15 protein-coding genes are annotated in these 16,656 nt (G+C 42.0%); 14 read left to right on the top strand and 1 reads right to left on the bottom strand.

Annotated elements, in window-relative coordinates; genetic code table 11:
- The first annotated feature begins 76 nt into the window (after window positions 1-76).
- From LKD48_RS01705 to LKD48_RS01640, 14 genes are all read left to right on the top strand, one after another.
- A complete protein-coding gene (locus LKD48_RS01705; RefSeq protein ID WP_308730987.1) occupies window positions 77-1,831 on the top strand; it encodes a peptidoglycan D,D-transpeptidase FtsI family protein in 1,755 nt (584 codons plus the stop codon).
- Window positions 1,832-1,958: 127 nt separating this feature from the next.
- Window positions 1,959-3,326, top strand: coding sequence for a UDP-N-acetylmuramoyl-L-alanine--D-glutamate ligase (murD, locus tag LKD48_RS01700; protein WP_308730986.1), 1,368 nt, complete (start codon window positions 1,959-1,961; stop codon window positions 3,324-3,326).
- A 58-nt stretch (window positions 3,327-3,384) separates the two neighbouring features.
- On the top strand, window positions 3,385-4,527 hold the full coding sequence (locus LKD48_RS01695; RefSeq protein WP_227101696.1) for an FtsW/RodA/SpoVE family cell cycle protein: 1,143 nt from the start codon (window positions 3,385-3,387) through the stop codon (window positions 4,525-4,527).
- A 57-nt stretch (window positions 4,528-4,584) separates the two neighbouring features.
- Window positions 4,585-5,838: a UDP-N-acetylglucosamine 1-carboxyvinyltransferase gene (murA, locus tag LKD48_RS01690; RefSeq protein WP_308730985.1), complete on the top strand. Its 1,254-nt coding sequence runs from the start codon at window positions 4,585-4,587 to the stop codon at window positions 5,836-5,838.
- Between the two features lie 66 nt (window positions 5,839-5,904).
- Window positions 5,905-6,654, top strand: a complete 750-nt coding sequence (locus LKD48_RS01685; RefSeq protein WP_227101698.1) for a cell division protein FtsQ/DivIB — start codon at window positions 5,905-5,907, stop codon at window positions 6,652-6,654.
- A gap of 145 nt (window positions 6,655-6,799) precedes the next feature.
- Window positions 6,800-7,945, top strand: coding sequence for a cell division protein FtsZ (ftsZ, locus tag LKD48_RS01680; protein WP_082868706.1), 1,146 nt, complete (start codon window positions 6,800-6,802; stop codon window positions 7,943-7,945).
- A 69-nt stretch (window positions 7,946-8,014) separates the two neighbouring features.
- Entirely contained in the window at window positions 8,015-8,884 is an 870-nt protein-coding gene (locus LKD48_RS01675) for a sigma-E processing peptidase SpoIIGA (RefSeq protein WP_308730984.1), read from the top strand.
- A gap of 237 nt (window positions 8,885-9,121) precedes the next feature.
- A complete protein-coding gene (gene sigE, locus LKD48_RS01670; protein ID WP_262537374.1) occupies window positions 9,122-9,793 on the top strand; it encodes an RNA polymerase sporulation sigma factor SigE in 672 nt (223 codons plus the stop codon).
- Window positions 9,794-9,995: 202 nt separating this feature from the next.
- Window positions 9,996-10,394 (top strand): BRcat domain-containing protein, encoded by a 399-nt coding sequence (locus tag LKD48_RS01665; RefSeq protein ID WP_118612982.1) that lies wholly within the window; start codon window positions 9,996-9,998, stop codon window positions 10,392-10,394.
- A gap of 31 nt (window positions 10,395-10,425) precedes the next feature.
- Window positions 10,426-11,334 (top strand): DUF5685 family protein, encoded by a 909-nt coding sequence (locus LKD48_RS01660; protein WP_118612981.1) that lies wholly within the window; start codon window positions 10,426-10,428, stop codon window positions 11,332-11,334.
- Window positions 11,331-12,080: a DnaJ domain-containing protein gene (locus LKD48_RS01655; RefSeq protein ID WP_308730983.1), complete on the top strand. Its 750-nt coding sequence runs from the start codon at window positions 11,331-11,333 to the stop codon at window positions 12,078-12,080. Before LKD48_RS01660 ends, LKD48_RS01655 begins: the two co-directional genes overlap by 4 nt.
- A gap of 174 nt (window positions 12,081-12,254) precedes the next feature.
- A complete protein-coding gene (locus tag LKD48_RS01650; protein ID WP_227101702.1) occupies window positions 12,255-13,673 on the top strand; it encodes an MBOAT family O-acyltransferase in 1,419 nt (472 codons plus the stop codon).
- 25 nt (window positions 13,674-13,698) lie between these two features.
- A complete protein-coding gene (locus LKD48_RS01645) occupies window positions 13,699-15,150 on the top strand; it encodes a DHHW family protein (protein ID WP_227101703.1) in 1,452 nt (483 codons plus the stop codon).
- Window positions 15,151-15,184: 34 nt separating this feature from the next.
- A complete protein-coding gene (locus tag LKD48_RS01640) occupies window positions 15,185-15,661 on the top strand; it encodes a COG2426 family protein (protein ID WP_066563291.1) in 477 nt (158 codons plus the stop codon).
- A 191-nt stretch (window positions 15,662-15,852) separates the two neighbouring features.
- Here the strand turns inward: LKD48_RS01640 and sigG are convergent, their stop codons facing one another.
- The gene (gene sigG, locus LKD48_RS01635) at window positions 15,853-16,629 is read right to left on the bottom strand and encodes an RNA polymerase sporulation sigma factor SigG (RefSeq protein WP_066563292.1); all 777 of its coding nucleotides are present in this window, start codon (window positions 16,627-16,629) and stop codon (window positions 15,853-15,855) included.
- Between the last annotated feature and the right edge of the window lie 27 nt (window positions 16,630-16,656).

Below are 16,656 nucleotides of genomic sequence, written 5' to 3'. Positions count from 1 at the left end.
TTCTTTTTTTTATCGTCTGCCGCATATAGATAAATTAAGAAAACAGCAAAAACAAAGTAAAGGTAAGTCGGTGAAAATGGTCACGCAAGTTTTGAAAAAAGAGGCAGGAAACATGCTGCCGCGCCCGGTACGCACAATGCATAGAAGGGGAATACTTAGAATTGCATTGGTGCTTGTTACAGCATTGATCTTATTATGTGTGCGCCTAGGCGATTTAATGCTTGCAAAGTCAGAGCATTATAAAGAACTCGCATATGATCTTCATACAAGAGAGCGACAGCTAAAGGCAATGCGCGGTGAGATACAGGATAGAAATGGTAAGGTGCTTGCAGCAAACCGCACAGTCTGTACAATTTCTGTGATTCACAGTCAGATTAAGGATGCTGATGAAGTTGTGTCGGCGCTGTCAGAAACATTAAAAATGCAGCCAAAAGACGTGCAAAAAAAGGTAGAAAAAATCACGGCAAGAGAAATTATAAAGACAAATGTAGAAAAGAAAGTCGGCGATGCTATAAGAGAGATGGATCTTGCCGGTGTGAAGGTGGACGAAGATTATAAGCGTTACTATCCGTTTGGAAGTTTAGCTTCCAAGGTACTTGGCTTTACAGGCGCCGATAATCAGGGTATTATCGGTCTGGAAGTATCATATGATGAGGTGCTTAAAGGAATTGGAGGCAGCATTTTGACATATACTGATGCAGCGGGAATTGAATTAAAAAATACAGCTGAGCAGCGTGTTGAGCCAATTGCCGGAAATACACTTCGTCTGACAATGGATTGGAATATCCAAAGTTTTGTCACTCAGGTATGCTTGGAGCTGATGGAAGAAAAGCAGGCAAATGAGGTTTCCTGCATAGTCATGAATCCACAGAATGGTGAGATTTATGCTATGGCAAATGTTCCAGAATTTGATTTGAATCGTCCGTTTGAGCTTCCAGAGGGTACTACATGTGAGAGTGAAGAAATGAGACAGGATTTATTAAATAAGATGTGGAGAAATGCCAATGTAAGCGATACATATGAGCCAGGTTCAACATTTAAGACTGTCACGGCAGCGGCAGCACTAGAAGCTGGTGTTGTAACTTTTAATGATACATTTTCATGTCCTGGATTTTATATTGTGGAGGACAGACGTATTCGATGTCATAAGGTGAGTGGTCATGGCAGTGAAACATTTTTGCAGGGAATTCAAAATTCCTGCAATCCTGTCTTTATTCAGGTCGGTCTTCGCTTAGGTGCAGAGCGTTTTTACTCATATTTTGAACAGTTCGAGCTTCTTGAAAAAACAGGGATTGATTTGCCCGGAGAAGCACGCACAATTATGCACGACCCTAAAAAAATCGGTGAGGTAGAGCTTGCGACCATTTCGTTTGGACAGTCATTTCAGCTGACCACACTTCGCCTTCTTACGACTATAAGTTCATTTGTAAATGGCGGTCACACTGTTGTGCCGCATTTTGGAATGGCAATCAGTTCATTTGACGGCACAAGCACACAAAAAATTGCTTATCCGCAGGGTACACATGTACTTGATGAAGCAGTCAGTGCACAGATGCGTGAATGTCTAGAGAGTGTTGTGGCAGAGGGCGGCGGAAATAAGGCATACATAGAAGGTTATCGCATAGGAGGAAAGACGGCGACATCAGAAAAGCTTCCGCGCGGAACTGGAAAATATATTAGCTCCTTTGTAGGCTTTGCCCCGGCAGATGAGCCGCAGGTTATTATTATCATGACAGTCGATGAACCACAGGGTATTTATTATGGAGGCACAATTGTAGCGCCAAAGGTGAAAAAGATTTTTGAAAACATATTGCCATACCTTAATTTATAGTGATATACTCACCGTGAGTAAAGATTTCCTATGGTGAAGCAATTTACGAAAAGCGGTTCTACGATTGCTGTCTGAAAGGCAATTCATCTTACCGCTAGGCACTGTGGGACAGAAAGGTGAAAACATTATGAAAAATAAGGTATTAGTTGCAGGATGCGGAATCAGCGGTATCGGTGCAGCACGTATGCTGCTTGCTGCCGGAAAGTCTGTTATTTTGTATGATGGAAATGATAAAAAGAATAAGGAGGAAATCCGTGCACAGGTAGCAGATAACTCATCAGATGAGACACTTTCCATTGTGCTTGGTACGCTCTCGCAGGATGTTATAGATCAGTCTGAGTATTGTGTTATCAGTCCTGGTATTCCAACGGATCTTGCTTTTGTAGAGGAGTTAAAGAAAAATGGTGTGCCGATTTGGAGTGAGATCGAGCTTGCATACCATTATGCAAAGGGTCAGGTTATTGGTATCACCGGAACAAATGGAAAGACAACGACGACAGCGCTGACAGGTGAGATCATGGCAGCACATTTTGGCAAAGACAAGACGTTTGTTGTCGGAAATATCGGAACTGCCTATACAGGTAAGGCACTTGAGACAAAAGAAGACAGTGTGACAGTAGCAGAAATCAGCAGCTTCCAGTTAGAGACTGCACTGACATTTCGTCCGCATGTGAGTGCAATTTTAAATATCACGCCAGACCATTTAAATCGCCATAAAACTATGGAGTGCTACATTGCAGTCAAGGAATCCATCACAAAGAATCAGACAAAGGATGATTTTTGCGTGTTAAATTATGATGACGAAGTGCTGCGCTCTTTCGCACAGTCATGCCCGGCAACAGTTATATTTTTCTCAAGCCGTCACAGCTTAGATGAAGGCTTTTGCATGGATGGCAGCCGTTTAGTATATCGTCATGATGGAAAAGAAGAGGTTATTGGCACAACAGATCAATTTAACCTTGTTGGTCAGTGCAACTATGAAAACATCATGGCAGCTGCTGCAATCGGCACAGCAATGGGTGTTCCGATGGAAACAATTCGCCAGACTGCTTATAATTTTAAGGCAGTGGAGCATAGAATCGAGTATACAGCAACAAAAAAGCAGGTTCGCTATTACAATGATTCAAAGGGAACAAATCCGGATGCTGCAATTCAGGGTATCCGTGCAATGACAACGCCGACATGTTTAATTGGCGGCGGCTACGATAAAGGCTCAACTTATGATGAGTGGATTGAAGCATTTGGCAGCACAATCAAATATCTTGTGTTGATTGGACAGACATCTAAGGCAATTGCCGATTGCTGTGAAAAGCATGGCTTTACTAATTATGAGTTTGCCACATCAATGGAAGAAGCTGTTGAAAAATGTGCATCACATGCAAAGCCTGGTGAGGCTGTATTGTTATCACCGGCATGTGCAAGCTGGGGCATGTTTGACAATTATGAGCAAAGAGGACGCATTTTCAAGGAGCTTGTCAGAGAACTTCCAGATTAAGAATAAGACGATTGCTAAGAGCAAAAAATAAAACAGCAGGAAAATAAAGGAGTGTAGAATGACAAAACTGCATTCTGTACATCCGAAAAAGGGCAGAGGTCATTTTGATCTCTGCCTGCTTGTTATACTGATAATTTTATTATCATGCGGACTTATTATTTTATACAGCGCAACGAGATACACCGATGTAAAAGAACATCCAGGCCAGCCTTTTTATACGATCACAAGGCAGGTGATTTTTTTGGCTGCAGCTTTCGTTTCAATGCTTTTTATGTCAAAGACAGATTATCATAAGCTGTTAAAGCTGGCGCTGCCGGGATTTTTATTAAGCATTGCACTTGGCATTCTGGTACTGTTTTTTGGAAAAGAAGTAAACGGTCAAAAACGCTGGTTTGCAGTAGGACCGATCTCTTTTCAGCCGGCAGAGTTTGCAAAGCTTATGCTGATTTTCATGCTGAGCTCATTTTTTCATAAAAACTATCGAAAATCAGCAAGCTGGAGTCTTATTATCAAGGCTGTGGGAATCACGCTTCCTATTTTTTTGCCGGTTGTGTCGGCAAACCTTAGCTCCGGGTTAATTATTGCCGGAATCGCCTTTGTGATGACTTATGTAGCGTCCGAACACAGACCATTTTTTTTAATAAGCACAGCGGCTGCCATTTTTACATGTGTGTTTGCTTTTCAATCAGGACTTCTTACAGCCATTCTTGACGAATATCAGATGAACCGCATTTATGCCTGGATTGATCCGGAAGAATTTCCTCTAAGCAATGGTTTTCAGGTTTTACAGGGGTTGTATGCGATTGGCGCCGGCGGACTTTTTGGAACAGGACTTGGAAATAGTCTGCAAAAGCTTGGATTTTTGCCAGAAGCACAAAATGATATGATTTTTTCTATTATATGTGAAGAACTTGGTCTGTTTGGTGCAGTTTTAATAATATTTCTTTTCCTTTTATTATTGTGGCGAATGATGGAGATTGCGCAGAATGCACCAGATGATGAAGGTATGTTTCTTGTCAGCGGCATTATGGGGCACATTGGTATTCAGGTGTTGTTAAATATTGCCGTTGTCACAAATACTATCCCCAATACAGGAATCAGTCTTCCATTTATCAGCTATGGCGGTTCTTCTATTTTATTTTTGCTGACAGAAATGGGCATTGTTTTTCGCGTATCATCTGAGTCAAAAGAGGCACAATAAAAATGAAGAACATATGATACTATAAGAAGGCAATGTCTTCTTAGAAGGAGGGAATCAGTGGCATATCTGGAAATTAGGCAGACAGGTCCGCTTTCGGGCACTTATCGTGTGCAGGGGTCAAAAAATGCAGTCCTTCCAATGCTGGCAGCCACACTTTTGGTTCCAGGAAAGACGACCCTGCACCGTGTACCGAAAATAAAGGATGTTAATGTAATGCTTGAGATTCTTCATCTTCTTGGCTGCTGCAGCTGCTGGGAAGGCGAAGCATTGACAATAGATGCAGGCAATGTCAACAACTGGGTGATTCCAGAGGAATTGATCGGACAGATGCGTTCCTCTGTTATTTTGCTTGCTCCAATTCTTTATCGAATGAAAAAAGCAGCAGTTGTAGAACCAGGAGGCTGTTCCATCGGGCGGCGCCCAATTGATATTCACCTGTATGTCCTTCAGGCGCTTGGCGTCAAGCTTCATTATGAATGGGAGGAACACATCTTTGCACAGGCCGATTATTTTTGCGGTGCTCACCTTTTCTTGAAATTTCCATCAGTGGGCGCGACAGAGCAGGCAATTCTTGCGGCAGTTACAGCAAACGGCATGACAGTTATTGATAATGCGGCAAGAGAGCCAGAGATTGCAGAGCTTTGCCGTATGCTTCGTGGTATGGGTGCAAAAATCACAGGAGATCAGACAGGACGCATCGTAATAGAGGGTGTGAAGGAGCTTTTTGAGAGTACGTGTGAAGTTAGCGCAGATCGTATTGTAGCTGCAACCTGCCTTAGTGCAGTGGCTGTTTGTTCAGGAGAAATTACACTGACAGGAGTAGACGCTTCTCATCTAAATGGCGTCATAGAACCGTTTGAAAAAATGGGCTGTAAGATTTGGTCAGATAAGGATACACTCACTGCAGCCAGAATGGATAAGCTGATGGCAATTCCTTATTTAAAGACTAGTCCGTATCCAGGTTTTCCGACAGATGTGCAGTCATTGATAATGGCAGTAATGTCATTTGCAGATGGTCAATCTGTTGTGGAGGAGGGAATATTTGAAGGAAGATTTCGTACGGCTTACCAGTTGCAAAAAATGGGCGCAGCGATTATAATAGAAAATAACCAGGCCATAATTTGGGGCAGCCATTTAATTGGAACAAAGGTGGAAGCTCCTGATTTAAGAGGCGGCGCCGCATTGGCGATTGCAGGGCTTGGAGCAGACGGTGTGACAACTATTTTTGGCTATGATCACATCGCCAGAGGATATGAAGATCTTGCAGGCATGCTTTTTATGCTTGGCGCACAGGCAGCTTTGCGGGAATGAGCTTATTTGCTGAAAGGAAGGTGGAACTGTAACATACAGTGCACAATAGGGAATTAGTCAGAGTATATGTTTGATGAAAAGTTAGCCAGACACAAAAAAAGAAAAAAGAGAATATTGACAGGCATCCTGGCGATAGTTGGGATTCTGGCTATCGCCGTTACCGTTTTTTTTACTGCCTATGTTGCAGACTGCCAGATCACGGGAAGTAAGTATGGACAGGAAGAAGAGATTGAGAATGAGCTTTTTTCCACGCCTATGGACCAGCGCTTTTTCTATCAGTTTTTTAGAAAACTGACCCACTCACAAAAGCAGTTAAATGGCGTGGCGTCCTATCATATGGAGTTTTCTCCAGATCTGTCAGTAAAAGTGATTGTCACAGAAAATCCAATCATCGGAGCTGTAAGCTGGGAACATAATCGATATTATTTTGACAGGTATGGATATGTAATGGCAAAAAATATTGACGTTTCAAGTAAGGTTCCTGTTGTAGACGGAAGCAACTTTACAAATGTTTCGCTGTACGAACAGCTTGGAGGCGTAAAGAGCAGTCTGGCAGAGGATATTTTGCAGCTGACGCAGCTTCTTGATGACAATGAGATTGCGGCAGATTCAATTTCCTATGATGAAAAGATGCAGGCAGTGATTGCGCTTGGTGATGTAAAGGTAAGTCTTGGAAGCCGCGATAATATGACGGACAAGATCGCAGAGCTCTGTGCAATCTTGGACAGCGGAGGATTAAACGGGCTAAAGGGAACGCTTCATCTGGAAAACTGTGGTGATGGAAGTACAAGCTCCTATATATTTGACAGAGAATAGCAAAGAAACAGTCAAAAAAAGGATTGGCACAGAAAACGTCACAGAAATTTAAGAAAAATTTTTGAAGAAAGCCAAATTTCGGGTTGATTATTTTGCGGAATAATAATATAGTATTAAGGTAGAAAGTGTAAGGAGGAATATAACTTTGTTAGAGATTAAAATAAACGAATCAGAAGGTTCGGCAAAGATTGTTGTGGTAGGTGTCGGCGGAGCAGGAAACAATGCTGTAAACCGCATGGTAGATGAGGATATCGTAGGTGTTGAGTTTGTCGGCGTTAATACAGACAGACAGGCCTTACAGTTCTGCAAGGCTCCAACCGCGATTCAGATCGGTGAGAAGCTGACAAAGGGTCTTGGTGCAGGTGCAAAGCCAGAAGTAGGCGAGAAGGCAGCTGAGGAGAACCTTGACGATTTGAAGGAAGCCATTAAGGGTGCCGACATGGTATTTGTTACCTGTGGTATGGGTGGCGGTACTGGTACTGGTGCAGCTCCGATCATTGCCGGTCTGGCAAAGGAGATGGGAATCCTTACCGTAGGTGTTGTAACAAAGCCATTCTCCTTCGAGGGAAGAACTCGTATGAATAACGCACAGAGTGGTATTGAGAGACTTAAGGAATCTGTAGATACTCTGATCGTTATTCCAAATGACAAGCTTCTTCAGCTCGTTGACAGACGCACCACAATGCCAGAGGCGTTAAAGAAGGCAGATGAAGTATTACAGCAGGCAGTACAGGGTATTACCGACCTGATCAATATCCCAGGACTGATCAACCTTGACTTTGCAGACGTTCAGACTGTAATGAAGGACAAGGGTATTGCACACATCGGTATCGGAAATGCAACAGGAGACGACAAGGCAATCGATGCAATGAAGATCGCTGTTTCCAGTCCGCTGCTTGAGACAACTATCGAGGGCGCTACAAACGTATTGATCAATATTGCTGGTGATGTAAGTCTTCCAGAGGTTCATGAGGCAGCAAGCTATGTTCAGGAGCTGGCAGGTGAGGATGCAAACATTATCTTCGGTGCTACATACGATGAGAATGCAACCGATGAGGTTACCATCACCGTTATCGCTACTGGTGTAGAGGATAAGAATCTGGAAGGTGTACAGGCTCAGTCATCAAAGAAGGCATCTGGCGCAAAGGCAGCTGATTTTGCATATCGTGCACCAGCTTCCAAGGAGTTTTCTGCAAAAGAGCCAAAGTTTGAGGAGTCTGGATTTACTATTCCGAAGCCACAAAAGGAAGTAAAGGATATCAGCATTCCGACATTCTTAAAGAGAAACTAATGTATAAATAAAATTATACGAGAGAGAAGCACAGAAATGTGACTTCTCTTTCTTTTTTGGATGGTGGATATGATTGCAGTCGATCTTTACTTTCTGATGAATGCAGCATATGATCTGACCCTTCTTTGTGTGGTGGGAATTGTGGCGAGGAAGCGATTGTATTTTGGACGAGTGTTAGCAGCGGCTCTTTTTGGGGCGGCATGGAGCGTAACTGCGTTAATTGCTGCTCTGTATTTTGTGCTGCCGTCATGTGCATTATGGATTGTAAAAATGATTACGTATCTTCTCTGCCCCTATTTAATGTGTCTCATTGCATATAGGAGAAATATAAATGTGATGCAAAAAATATTTATGCGCGAATTTCTTCTGAAAAATATTGAGCTTCTTTTATATTTTTACGTAGCAGGAGCATTGATTAGTGGCCTGATGCTTTTACTAAAGTGGTCGGGCATACATATTCCATCATGGATTTTAATGCCGGTGTGCAGTATTTTGGCTGTTTTTTTTTGGCGGTATATTACAAAGAAAGAAGCACAAGAAAAACAGATTTATGAGGTTACGCTTATCTATCAAGGCAAGACTTTTAGTGTTAAGGCTCTTTATGACAGTGGAAATACGTTAATGACAAGAAAAAGTGAGCCAGTTCATGTGCTAGCACCTTCTATATGGAAGGAGCTTATTGGAGAAGATCCGTGGAAGGAGGATGGATTTGCAGTACCCTATCAGACAGTTAGTGAGACGTCTGTGATGCCGGGAATCTATTTAGATGAGATTCATTTAAAAGAAAAGGCGATTACAGAAAAGAAACAACAACTTGTAAAAGAAAATAGTAAAGAAAAAGTATTGGTTCTTAGACATGTGCCTACTGGTCTTGGCAGTATGGAGTTTGACAAAGCGGGAGAATGTCAAATGCTGCTGCATCGTGACACATTTGATTGAATGAAATGACCTTACAGCAAAAGGAAACAAAACATAGGGGACGAATTTTACAGACGACAAGCGAGTTCGACAGCCTTTTCATTTCATTTGTGGTAAGATGGGCTCATTCCTATATAAATGGTGCTGTAGATTTGGCACCAGATTTATTTGGAAAAAGGAGGAAAGCCTATGACAAAGTGGCAGACAAAAGAACAGACAAAGGCATGGCGTACCTTTTTACAGCATTTTTCAGCAGGCATGGGAGGCAAAGGCAGAATTTACTACATAGGTGGAACGGATGTGCTTCCACGGCCGTTAACACCAAAAGAAGAAGAGCATCTAATTTCATGTATGGGAACAGTCGGGGAAAAAGAGGCAAAAAGCAGGTTGATCGAACATAATTTGCGTCTTGTCGTTTACATCGCAAAGAAATTTGAAAACACAGGAGTAGGTGTAGAGGATTTGATTTCAATCGGCACGATTGGTCTGATCAAAGGTATCAATACATTCAACAAGACAAAAAAGATCAAGCTGGCAACATATGCGTCACGCTGCATCGAAAACGAAATATTAATGTACCTTAGACGAAACAGCAAGCGGAAAACAGAAGTCTCAATAGACGAGCCATTAAACGTTGACTGGGACGGCAACGAACTTCTATTATCAGATATTTTAGGAACAGACGAAGATATGGTATACCGTGATATGGAAGAAGAAGCAGAGCGCAGACAGCTCTCAAACGCATTGTCAAAACTTCCGTCACGCGAGCGCCGTATAGTAGAGCTTCGCTATGGAATAAACACAGACGATGACCGCGAAATGACACAAAAAGAAGTAGCCGACTTAATGGGCATCTCCCAGTCCTACATCTCTCGCCTAGAAAAAAAGATCATGAACCGCCTCAGAAAAGATCTGGTACGCTACGGTTAAGCAAACCGCATGTTGAAAGTTTGATAAGAAAAGTCCTTGGGAAAACTCAAGGACTTTTCTTTTTCCACGGTTACCCCCAGTTTCGTAAAACTTTACAAATTCTTAAGGAACGCATTCTTGTAAATTCCATCAAACAGGAATATACTATTCAACAGGCAAATTACTATTTAGAAAGGAAGGCAGCAATAGCTGCGTGATATGTATGGAACGTATAAAAAATTATTTGATTAATTTTATGAGAGGAAGATATGGCATTGATCAGATGTCACAGACATTGTTTATTGCAGCACTTATCTTCATTTTGTTTGCAGGGTTTACTCAAAATTTTCTCTTTGAAATGATTGGAATTGCTTTATTTGCATATGCTGATTACCGGGCACTGTCAAAGAATATCCCAGCGAGAAGAGCAGAGAATGCGCGTTACCAGGAAATGGTAAGAAATATCAAAGAAAAAATCCATCCGACAGGCGCAGATAAGACACATCGTGTTTACATCTGCCCCAATAAGTCCTGTGGTCAAAAGATCCGTGTTCCAAAGGGAAAAGGCAAAATTGAAATCACCTGCCCAAAGTGCGGACAGAAGTTTGTAAAGAGAACATAAAAACTGGAAATAAAAACAAGGGTATACAAATATGTTTGGATATGTTACAATAAACCGCGGTGAACTTAAAGTTCGCGAGCTTGAGACGTATGAGTCTTATTACTGCGGACTTTGCAGAGTATTAAAAGATCGCTATGGACTGGCAGGCTGTACAATGCTCAACTATGATATGACATTTTTGGGCATGCTATTGTCAAGCCTTTATGAAGAAAAGGAAGAACCGGCAAAGCGTGTTTGTCGTCCAGGCTTTAAACGTCCGCTGTTAAAGAAGAAATCAAAAAAGCAGCTTAGTCAAACGGCAGTAGTCACAGAGTCGCTTGGCTATGCGGCAGATATGAACTATATGCTTGCTTATCATAACCATATGGATAACTGGCTTGATGAGCATAGCTTTGCTTCATTAAATATGGTTCACCTGATGCAGAAAAATTATAGAAAGCTGGCAAAGAAATATCCGCGCCAGCATAAGGCAATCGCTTCTTATATACAAAAGCTTCATGTTTGTGAGGCCGCCAATGAAAAAAATATCGAGGCCGCAGCCAACCTCACAGGAGAGGCTATGGCAGAGATTTATGCAGCAAAAGACGATTACTGGCAGGATACTCTGCGTCAGATGGGCTACTACATGGGTAAATTTATTTATCTGATGGATGCCTATGATGATGTAGAGAAAGATAGTAAGGATGGCAGCTACAACCCATTTAAGGAGTTGTATAAACAAGAAGGCTTTGAAGAAAAGGTGCGTCAGTACCTTGAGTTAATTATGAGCTGCTGCTGCCGGGCATTTGAAGTACTTCCCATTATTGACAACGCAGAGATTATGAGAAATATTTTGTATGCGGGTGTATGGGCGAAGTATACACGTGTGACGCAGGAGCGAAAGAAACCGGAAACGACCGGTGAGGGAGAAAATAAGGCTGCAGAAAAAGCAGCGGAATGAGTGTGTTTATGGATCCATATCAGGTTTTAGGAGTGTCCCGCGATGCGTCGGACGATGAGATAAAAAAGGCATACCGGAATTTGAGCCGAAAGTACCATCCGGATGCGAACATCAATAATCCAAACAAGGCACAGGCCGAGGAGATGTTTAAAAAGGTACAGGCGGCATATGACCAGATCATGAAAGAGCGTCAGTATGGTGGCCATGGAACAGCAGGCAGCCAGTATGGACCAGGCAGTTCCCACTACGGTGGTTACTCAGGTGGCTACGGAAATTCTTCCTATGGAGGCGGTTCCTATCGAAATGGCTCTGATTATGGAGATTTCGGTGGATTTGGCGGATTTGGTGGTTTTGGTGCGTCTGACCGCGAGGAAGAGCCTCGTATGCAGGCCGCACGAAACTTTATAAACTCTGGTCATTATCAGGAAGCATGTAATGTCTTAAATTCCATTCAGGAACGAAATGCAAGATGGTATTATTACAGCGCGATTGCAAATTCAGGTATCGGAAATCAGATCAATGCGCTTGAGTATGCAAGAAAGGCAGTACAGATGGAGCCGGGAAATGCCGAGTATCGTCAGCTTGTGAGCCGTCTTGAGAACAATGGCAGATGGTATGCCGACAGAGGTACCCAGTATGGCTTTGGCACAGACGGGCGCTCAAATTGTCTGTCAGATCTTTGCTGCTGCATGTGTGCTTCAAGTATGTGTGGAGGCGGCTTCATGCCATGCTTTTTCTGTATTTAAATATTTATTGAAAATTTAGGCTGCAGACGCTGTAAAAGACGTTTGCAGCTTTTTTCTTAACAATTTTTTACGGTTGTGCAAAGATAAAGTTATTGACTTGACAAACCTATGTTGATTTAATAAAATGGCTCTGTATGTTAAATTAAGAAATAATTAAGGAGAAGGGATAAAGCGATGGTCTTTTCAAGTCTTTTGTTTGTATTTTTATTTCTGACGTTAAACCTCGTCTGTTACTATTCGGTAAAGACGATTCGTCAGAAAAATATTGTACTGCTCGTATTTTCGCTCATTTTCTATGCGTGGGGCGGTGCTGCATATTTGCTTTTGCTTGCCGGAATGGCATTTTGGAGCTGGCTGTGTGCACTTATGATTGAAAAAAATGAGGAGCAAAAAACAAGAAAGCTTTGGATGTGGGCAGAGTGTCTTGTTTTGCTTGGTCTTCTTATCTTTTTTAAGTACATGAATTTCCTTACAGGAAATTTGAGTGCACTGATTGGTTTTCCAAAAGAGGCAACAAAGATTATTCTTCCAATCGGTATTTCCTTCTATACCTTCCAGCTGCTTTCATATGTAGTAGATGTATATAGAAAGGAAGTTGCTGCACAGCCGGCATATTGGAAGCTTCTTTTATACTGCAGCCTTTTCCATCAGTGCATTGCAGGTCCGATTGTACGTTATCAGACAGTTGCATCAGAAATTGATGACAGAAAGGTAACACTTACAGATCTTACTAATGGTATTCGCCGTTTTTCAATTGGTCTTGCAAAGAAAGCAATTTTAGCAAATGGCTGTGCTTCTGTTGCTGATACACTTCTTGCTAATACACAGAGTGCGACAACAGCAGGACTTTGGCTAGGAATGCTCTTTTACATGCTTCAGATTTATCTTGATTTCTCCGCATATTCTGATATGGCCATTGGTATGGGACAGATGGTAGGCTTCCATTATCTTGAAAACTTCAATTATCCATACAGCTCAGTGTCTGTACAGGATTTCTGGAGAAGATGGCATATTTCACTTAGCAGCTTTTTCCGTGATTACGTGTATATCCCGCTTGGCGGAAGCAGAGGAGGAGATCTTCTGACTGTGCGCAATATGTTCATTGTGTGGGCACTGACAGGAATTTGGCATGGCGCAAGCTGGAACTACATATTGTGGGGACTTTATTTCTTCGTATTTCTTGTATTGGAGCGCTTTGTGTTAAAGAAGGTGCTCGAAAGACTGCCAAGAGCAGTAGGATGGATCTATGCAATGCTTGTAGTATACTTTGGCTGGGTATTATTTAAATTTGAGAATATGGCAGAGCTTGGAAACGTTCTTTCAGGTATGTTTGGCTTTGGTCATATGGCTGGAAATCTTTCCACACTCTATACATTGTTAAATAATATTTTCCTTCTTATTATTTCCATTATCGCAGTATTCCCAATTGGAAAGAATCTGCGTATGGCGGCATATCACTATGAAAATAAAAGGAAAAAGGTTCCAACACTTTTGTACTATTTGGATGCAGTTACACCGGTAATATTGATTTTGCTGTCGCTTTTGGCACTTGTCGGAGACAGCTACAATCCATTCTTGTATTTCCAGTTCTAATTTAAGTCCGAAAGAAAGGTTTGTCATGGATAAAAAAGAAAAAGAAGAATTTATGAAACAAAAACGAGCGGCCTATAAAAAGGCTAGAACGTTTGGATTGTTTTTATTTATTGTGGTAATGGCATTTTGCTGTATTCTCGGATTGATGATTCCTGTTCGTCCAAAGGAATCGGTACTAGAAAAAAGAGAGTTAGCAAAGTTTCCGCAAATTACTGTTTCAGGTGTGTTAGATGGAAGTTACTTTTCTGATATTTCCACATGGTACTCTGATTCCTATCCACTTCGTGATGTGTGGATGTCAGGAAGCAATGCTATGAAAAAGCTTTATGGAATAAAAACAAAGCAGATTGTATCAAATAAGGGCACAGCAGATGAGATTCCAGTTGTGACAAAAAATGAAAATGAAGAGACACCTGAGGCTGTTACAGAAGAATCAGAGCAGGAATCTGTTCAGACAGAAGTAACTACAGCGCTAGCAGAAAGTACACCGGCCAAGGCAACAGCACCGGCACAGATTGTGCTTCCGACAGATGATCCGTCATATTCACTTCCTGCTATTACAGGTCAGACATTAAATGGTGTTTATGTAGAGGGAGATACTGGTTACGGTATGTATTTCTTTAACCAGCAGGCAGCTACAACATATATTGATATGGTTAACCGCACTGCAGATACCTTTGCAGGCACAGCAAATGTGTATACTATGCTTGTTCCAAACAGCGAAGCTTTTTATCTGACAGATGAGGAGCGTGCGCAGTTAGAGCCGGATTGGAGAAACGAGAAGGCGGCAACTGATTATTATGTGGCAAGCTTTAACTCAAATGTTAAAAATATTGATATTTATGATGTGCTTGCAGCGCATACAGATGAGTATATTTATTTTAGAACAGATCACCACTGGACAGGACTTGGTGCATATTATGCTTACAATGCGTGGGCACAGGAAAAGGGCGTAGATGCGCATGCGCTTGAAGAATATGAGCAGGTAACATTCCCCGGCTTTACAGGTTCCTATTACACAGAGACGCAGGCAGCAGCAATGGAAGCAAATCCAGATACAGTCATTGCATATAAGCCGCTTACATGTGACAGAATGACATTTACAGATACTGATGGAAATACCTTAAACTGGCCTATCATAAACGATGTATCAGGCTATCGTAGTACACAAAAGTACAGCTGCTTTGCAGCAGGAGATCAGCCATTTAGCTATATTGAAAACCCAAATGTCGCAAATGGACAGGCATGTATTCTTGTAAAGGAATCATATGCAGATGCATTCGTTCCGTATTTAACAGATCATTATCAGTTTATTTACTGGTTTGACTACAGAGAATACAACGGAAATATTACAGAATATATTCGTACTGTCACACAGACAGAGGGAATAAATACGGTCGATATAATGTTCTTAAATGGACTAGATCCAATCAGTTCGATTGAGTCAATGAACCGCTTAAACAGTCTGATGCAGTAACGCACACAGCCGTTAACAGATACGGCGGAAAGGTATGGTTATTTTATTTATGCAGTATTTGATTATTTTTCTGATTTCCATGGTGCCGCTCATTGAGTTAAGAGGTGCAATTCCGTATGCAATCGGATTTAAACTTCCGCTATTGCCATCTTACATCATCTGTATCCTTGGAAATATGCTTCCTGTACCATTTATCTTTTTATTTGCAAGAAAGATTCTCGTGTGGGGAAGTGATAAAAAGTACATTGGCGGCTTCTTCAACTGGTGTCTTAAAAAAGGAGAGAAAGGCGGAAAGAAGCTTCAGGAAAAGGCAGGAAGAGGCCTTTATGTGGCACTGTTTTTGTTTGTAGGAATACCGCTTCCGGGAACAGGCGCATGGACAGGAACACTTGCAGCAAGCCTTCTTGATATGGATTTTAAAAAGAGCACACTTGCTGTTATGTGTGGTGTCGTGCTGGCAGGCATCATCATGGGATTAGTAAGCGGAGGCGTGTTCTCGTTCATTCGGTAAGCTTAAAGGATGCCCACGAATTGCTCCGTTACTTCGTAACTCTCGCAATTCTAAAAATATTCGGATTCGCTGATTTTCTTCGAAAATCGCTGCATTCTCATATTTTAGCGGGTCCCAAGCTACAAATCCTTGTCGTGCAAGCATGATCGGATTTGTAGCTTTTGACCCTGGCATCCTATGTAGGGGGTATCTCAACTGAGATATCCCTTCATTGTTTTTAAGGCACTTTTTTCAAGGCGAGAGACCTGTGCCTGGGAAATGTGTATTTCCTGTGCAATCTCCATCTGAGTCTTTCCCTCATAAAAGCGCATTTTGATGATGCGCTGCTCCCGCTTAGGGAGCTTTTTTAATGCCTCACAAAGTGCAATCTCCTGAACCCAGTTATCCTCTTTATTTTTCTTATCACTGATTTGATCCATGACATAGAGCGTGTCACCGCCGTCACTGTAAACGGGCTCATAAAGACTGAGCGGACTTTGAATCGCATCAAGCGACTGAATAATTTCCTCGCGGTTGATGCTTGTACGCTCAGCAATCTCATCAAGAGTTGGCTCACGGTCAAGCTCCCTTGTCAGAGCTTCCCTTGCGGAAACAGTTTTATAAGCGATATCGCGAAGGGAACGAGAGACACGTATACTGTTATTGTCCCGCAAAAAGCGTCTTACCTCACCGATGATCATCGGAACTGCGTAGGTTGAAAATTTAACCTGATGACTAAGATCAAAATTGTCAATTGCCTTCATTAAGCCAATGCAGCCGATCTGAAACAAATCATCAATATTTTCACCGCTTGAAGAAAAGCGGCCAATCACACTTAAAACGAGACGTAAATTTCCAGTAATGTAAAGCTCACGTGCCTGTTGATCTCCATTTTTGATTCGGTGGAACAAAGTTTCCTTCTCACTGCTGTCAAGCAGAGGCAACGTTGCCGTGTTGACTCCGCAGATTTCCACTTTGTAGCCTGCCATCTGTATCCTTCCTTTCCGCAGCAGTCG

Origin of the sequence: Anthropogastromicrobium aceti (genome assembly GCF_020687335.1) — a bacterium.
Taxonomy (GTDB): Bacteria; Bacillota; Clostridia; order Lachnospirales; family Lachnospiraceae; genus Anthropogastromicrobium; species Anthropogastromicrobium aceti.
Note: the sequence above shows the minus strand (reverse complement) of the source record. Positions and strands in the feature narration are given on the sequence as shown.

What these genes read in the sequence shown, in the direction of transcription:
- LKD48_RS01705 (WP_308730987.1), top strand. Translation starts at nt 77, where the DNA reads ATGGTCACGCAAGTTTTGAAAAAAGAGGCAGGAAACATGCTGCCGCGC.
- murD (WP_308730986.1), top strand. Translation starts at nt 1,959, where the DNA reads ATGAAAAATAAGGTATTAGTTGCAGGATGCGGAATCAGCGGTATCGGT.
- LKD48_RS01695 (WP_227101696.1), top strand. Translation starts at nt 3,385, where the DNA reads ATGACAAAACTGCATTCTGTACATCCGAAAAAGGGCAGAGGTCATTTT.
- LKD48_RS01685 (WP_227101698.1), top strand. Translation starts at nt 5,905, where the DNA reads ATGTTTGATGAAAAGTTAGCCAGACACAAAAAAAGAAAAAAGAGAATA.
- LKD48_RS01675 (WP_308730984.1), top strand. Translation starts at nt 8,015, where the DNA reads ATGATTGCAGTCGATCTTTACTTTCTGATGAATGCAGCATATGATCTG.
- sigE (WP_262537374.1), top strand. Translation starts at nt 9,122, where the DNA reads ATGGGAGGCAAAGGCAGAATTTACTACATAGGTGGAACGGATGTGCTT.
- LKD48_RS01665 (WP_118612982.1), top strand. Translation starts at nt 9,996, where the DNA reads ATGGAACGTATAAAAAATTATTTGATTAATTTTATGAGAGGAAGATAT.
- LKD48_RS01660 (WP_118612981.1), top strand. Translation starts at nt 10,426, where the DNA reads ATGTTTGGATATGTTACAATAAACCGCGGTGAACTTAAAGTTCGCGAG.
- LKD48_RS01655 (WP_308730983.1), top strand. Translation starts at nt 11,331, where the DNA reads ATGAGTGTGTTTATGGATCCATATCAGGTTTTAGGAGTGTCCCGCGAT.
- LKD48_RS01650 (WP_227101702.1), top strand. Translation starts at nt 12,255, where the DNA reads ATGGTCTTTTCAAGTCTTTTGTTTGTATTTTTATTTCTGACGTTAAAC.
- LKD48_RS01645 (WP_227101703.1), top strand. Translation starts at nt 13,699, where the DNA reads ATGGATAAAAAAGAAAAAGAAGAATTTATGAAACAAAAACGAGCGGCC.
- LKD48_RS01640 (WP_066563291.1), top strand. Translation starts at nt 15,185, where the DNA reads ATGGTTATTTTATTTATGCAGTATTTGATTATTTTTCTGATTTCCATG.
- sigG (WP_066563292.1), bottom strand. Translation starts at nt 16,629, where the DNA reads ATGGCAGGCTACAAAGTGGAAATCTGCGGAGTCAACACGGCAACGTTG.